The 4,175-nt window shown below is 70.7% G+C and carries 5 protein-coding genes; all 5 read left to right on the top strand.

What is annotated here, in order from left to right:
* A partial coding sequence (gene dctP, locus V7050_RS18925) for a TRAP transporter substrate-binding protein DctP (protein ID WP_324411030.1) occupies positions 1-403 on the top strand: 403 nt, incomplete at its 5' end.
* Positions 404-464: 61 nt separating this feature from the next.
* Positions 465-950: a TRAP transporter small permease gene (locus V7050_RS18930; RefSeq protein ID WP_324366227.1), complete on the top strand. Its 486-nt coding sequence runs from the start codon at positions 465-467 to the stop codon at positions 948-950.
* Entirely contained in the window at positions 947-2,221 is a 1,275-nt protein-coding gene (locus V7050_RS18935; RefSeq protein ID WP_324366225.1) for a TRAP transporter large permease, read from the top strand. Before V7050_RS18930 ends, V7050_RS18935 begins: the two co-directional genes overlap by 4 nt.
* Positions 2,218-2,892: a putative N-acetylmannosamine-6-phosphate 2-epimerase gene (locus V7050_RS18940; RefSeq protein WP_324374486.1), complete on the top strand. Its 675-nt coding sequence runs from the start codon at positions 2,218-2,220 to the stop codon at positions 2,890-2,892. The genes V7050_RS18935 and V7050_RS18940 overlap by 4 nt, the downstream gene beginning before the upstream one ends.
* The gene (locus tag V7050_RS18945) at positions 2,889-3,749 is read left to right on the top strand and encodes an ROK family protein (RefSeq protein WP_324366222.1); all 861 of its coding nucleotides are present in this window, start codon (positions 2,889-2,891) and stop codon (positions 3,747-3,749) included. The genes V7050_RS18940 and V7050_RS18945 overlap by 4 nt, the downstream gene beginning before the upstream one ends.
* Positions 3,750-4,175: the final 426 nt, after the last annotated feature.

Below are 4,175 nucleotides of genomic sequence, written 5' to 3' on the forward strand. Positions count from 1 at the left end.
CGCCTTCCCCGAGGTCTACCTCGCGCTGCAGACCAACCAGGTCGATGCCCAGGAGAACCCGCTGACGACGATCGACGCCCAGAAGTTCTACGAGGTGCAGAGCTCGATCGCGATGACCAACCACTTCGTCGCATCCTCGGCGGTGCTGATGGGCGCGGGCACCTGGGAGGGCTTCTCGGACCAGGAGAAGGAATGGGTGACCACCGCCATCCATGACGGCGGCACGCTGAACGACGAGCTGCTGCAGAAGGGCGAGGCGGAGCTGGTCGCGGCCTTCGAGGAGAAGGGGCTGACGATCACCCATCCCGATCTCGCGCCGTTCAAGGCCGCGATGCAGCCTTATTACGACACGCTCGAGGCGGAGTTCGGCGAGGGCGCCATCGCCGCGGTCACCGCGAAATAGCCGTCGCCGGCCGCACCGGGGGCCCCGGCCCCCGGACATCCTGCCGCAGGGGAAAGAACCAGTGAAACCGCTCCGCAAGTACAGCGCCGAGGGGGTCGTCGCATCGGCGCTCTTCGTCGTCCTCATCCTCGTGCTGGTGATCCAGATCTTCGGCCGCACGCCGCTCTTCACCGGTCCGGTCTGGACCGAGGAAGCCGCGCGCTGGCTGTGGGTCTGGATGGCGATGATCGGCATCGCCGAGGTGGAGCGCACCGACAGCCAGCTCCGCATGGGCTTCATGGTCGAGAAGCTGTCCCGCCGCGCGCGCGCAATCGTCTTCACGCTGATCGACCTCGCCTATCTGGGGATCGTGCTGAACCTGATCTGGATCGGATGGCAGACGATCCGGCGCACCTGGTCGAACGAGGCCGTCACCCTGCCGGTCAGCGACGCGGTCCTCTATGCCTCGGGCTTCGTCGCCATGATCCTCGTCGCCAATCGCGTCATCCGCCGGCTGACGGGGATCGGTCACCGTCACGCCGCCGATGAAGTGGAAACCCCGCTATGATCCTGACGATCATCGCCGTCACCTGGCTGCTTCTGGTCCTCGTCGGCGTGCCCATCGGCATTTCGATGATCCTCGTGTCGATGGGCTATTTCTACTGGACCGGCATGGGGCTGGCCTTCGCCATGTCCCGCATGGTGGACGGGCTCAACAGCTTTCCGATGCTCGCCGTGCCGCTCTTCATCCTCGCCGCGGGGATTCTCAACGGCGCGGGCATCACCAACCACCTCTTCGGCTTCGCCCGGGCGCTCGTGGGGCATGTCCGCGGCGGGCTCGGCCATGTGAACGTGCTGGCGAGCCTCTTCTTCTCGGGCATGTCCGGATCGGCCCTCGCCGACGCCGGCGGCCTCGGCAAGATGGAGATCGAGGCCATGCGCAAGGCGGGCTACGACGACGAGTTCGCCGGCGCCGTGACGGCGGCCTCCTCGATGATCGGCCCGCTGGTGCCGCCCTCGATCACCATGGTGCTCTACGGCGTCATCTCGAACACCTCGATCGGCCAGCTCTTCCTCGGCGGCGTGGTGCCGGGCGTGCTCTGCGCGGTCGCATTGATGGTGATGGTCTACGCCATCGCCTCGCGCCGCGACTATCCGCGCGACGTCTGGCCGGGCGTGGCGGCCATCGGCCGGCTCTTCCTGCGCTCCTTCCCGGCGCTGCTCACGCCCGCGGTGATCGTCGGCGGTATCTTCAGTGGCTGGTTCTCGCCCACCGAGGCGGCCGCCGTCACCGTGCTCTATGCGATCCTGATCGACCTTCTCTTCTATCGCGAGCTGACCTGGCGCCGGCTCTGGGACGCGATCTACGAGACGACCGCCACCTCGGCGGGCATCGCCACGATCATCGCCGGGGTCTCCCTGCTCGGCTACGTGCTCGCCCGCGAACAGGCGCCGCAGCAGATCGCGACGATGTTCCTCGCCATCGCCGACGGGCCGGTGAGCTTCCTGATCGCGGTCAACCTGATGATCTTCGTCCTCGGCATGTTCATCGAATCGCTGGTGATCCTGCTGATCGTGGTGCCGATCCTCGTGCCGATCGCGCTCGGCTTCCATATCGACCCGGTCCATTTCGGCATCATCGTCGTGCTGAACCTGATGATCTCGATCCTGACCCCGCCGATGGGCATGGCGCTCTTCGTGGTGGCGCAGGTGGGCAACATCCCCTTCCAGCGGCTCGCGACCGCCATCCTGCCCTGGCTGATCCCGCCGATCGTGGTGCTCATCCTCGTCTGCGCCTTCCCGGTTCTCTCGACCGGCCTGCCGAGCCTGATGCGATGAGCGTGCTGGAGCGGCTCCGGGGCGGGCTGGTGGTCTCCTGCCAGCCCGTCGACGGCGGGCCGATGGACCGGCCGGGGATCGTCGCCGCCATGGCCCGGGCCGCGGTCGCCGGCGGCGCCGCCGGGCTGCGGATCGAGGGGGTGGAGAACCTGCGGGCGACCCGGCCGCTGGTCGAGGTGCCGGTCATCGGCATCGTCAAGCGCGACCTCCCCGGCAGCCCGGTGCGCATCACCGTGACCGCGGCGGATGCGCAGGCGCTGATCGCGGCCGGCGCGGAAATCGTCGCCTATGACGCCACGCCGCGACCGCGGACGCAGGCCCGCGACGACATCCTCGCGGCGATCCTCGCGGGCGGCGCGCTCGCCATGGCCGATTGCGCCGATCTCGCGGACGGCCGGGCGGCGCTGGCCGGCGGTGCCGCAATCCTCGGCACGACGCTCTCGGGCTATACCGGGGAAACCGCGACGGGCGAGGCGGGCCCGGACTTCGAGCTGATCCGGGAGTTTCGCGGCCTCGGCGCCTTCGTCATGGCGGAGGGGCGGCTGAATACCCCCGAACGCGCCGCGGCGGCCATGCGCGCGGGGGCCGATGCCGTCACGGTGGGCAGCGCGCTGACGCGGCTCGAGCTCGTCACCGGCTGGTTCGCCGATGCCGTTCGGGCCGGGCGATGACCGAGGGATTCGCCGTCGACCTGGGAGGCACGAAGACCGCCGCGGCGCGGATCCTGGCCGGCCGCATCGAAGACCGCCTCCAGGCTCCGACCGACGGGCAGGCGGGGTTTCGGGCCCAGATCGAGTCGATGGCGGCGCTGCTCGATCGCCTCGGCTACCGGTCTGGGACGCGGCTCGGCGTCGCGGTGGCCGGGCGCGTCGACGCGGCGGGACGCTGGCAGGCGGTGAATGCCGGCACGCTGAAGGGGATCGCGGGCGAGCCGCTGCTCGACCGCCTGCGGGACCGCTTCGGCACCGAGATCATGCTCAGGAACGATGCGGCCGCCGCGACCCTGGCCGAGGCGCGGCTCGGCGCCGGGCGGGGCGCCGGGCGCTTCGGCTACCTGACCGTCTCGACCGGCGTGGGCGGCGGCGTCGTCCTCGGCGGCCGCCTGCTGGCGAGCCGGGACGGGCTCGCGGGGCATGTCGGCTTCGTGTCCTCGCCCTTCAGCGACGACCCATGCGGCTCGGGCCGCCGCGGCACCGTCGAATCCGTCGCGGCCGGCCGGGCCATCGCCCTTGCCGCCGGGACGGAGGACGCGCGCGCCGCCTTCGCCGCCGCCACGCCCCGGGCCGCCGCCGCGATCGACCGGTCCGCCGGCGCCATCGCGCGCCTCTGCGCGGATCTGCAGGCGATCTTCGGCCTCGACCGGATCGCCATCGGCGGCAGCGTGGGCCTCGCGCAGGGCTATCTGCCCCGCGTCCTCGACCATCTCTCCGGGGAACCGCCGCTCTTCCGGGTCGAGCTCGTTCCGGCCGAGCTTGGCCAGGACAGCGCGCTTCTGGGGGCGCTCCTGCCGGAGGGACCCACGGAATGAAGGTTCCGACATTCGACCCCGCCGGTCTCCGCCCGCGGTAGCAGCACCCTGGATTGACGGGAAGCGTGCCGATGGGGATCCGACCGTGGCCGAGGATCCCCTGCGCCGGGATTGCGGCGATGCCGAGCGGCCACGGGAAACCGCAAGCGCCGAGGCAAGGCTGCCGGATCTCCGCCCCTCGCCGCTTTGCAGCATCGCGCCTCGCGGGGGATGGCAAGGCGCTTGCCCGCGGGGAAGGCGGTGCGGTAGGCTCGTCGCCCTACGAGGCCGGCAGAGCCCGGTCGCAGAACCGAAAGGCCAGGCCCATGAAATCCCTCGTCCTCCTCGCCGCCGGCACGCTCCTGCTCGCCGCCTGCAACGCCGGCACCCCGGATCCCTACATGGAGACGAGCGGCGGTTCCGCCGGCGAGCACGGCGAGGGGTATT

It is taken from the genome of Amaricoccus sp. (genome assembly GCF_036846665.1).
Taxonomy (GTDB): domain Bacteria; phylum Pseudomonadota; class Alphaproteobacteria; order Rhodobacterales; family Rhodobacteraceae; genus Amaricoccus.

Excerpts from the sequence above, each read along its gene's own strand:
- V7050_RS18935 (WP_324366225.1), top strand. The coding sequence starts at position 947 with ATGATCCTGACGATCATCGCCGTCACCTGGCTGCTTCTGGTCCTCGTC.
- V7050_RS18940 (WP_324374486.1), top strand. The coding sequence starts at position 2,218 with ATGAGCGTGCTGGAGCGGCTCCGGGGCGGGCTGGTGGTCTCCTGCCAG.
- V7050_RS18945 (WP_324366222.1), top strand. The coding sequence starts at position 2,889 with ATGACCGAGGGATTCGCCGTCGACCTGGGAGGCACGAAGACCGCCGCG.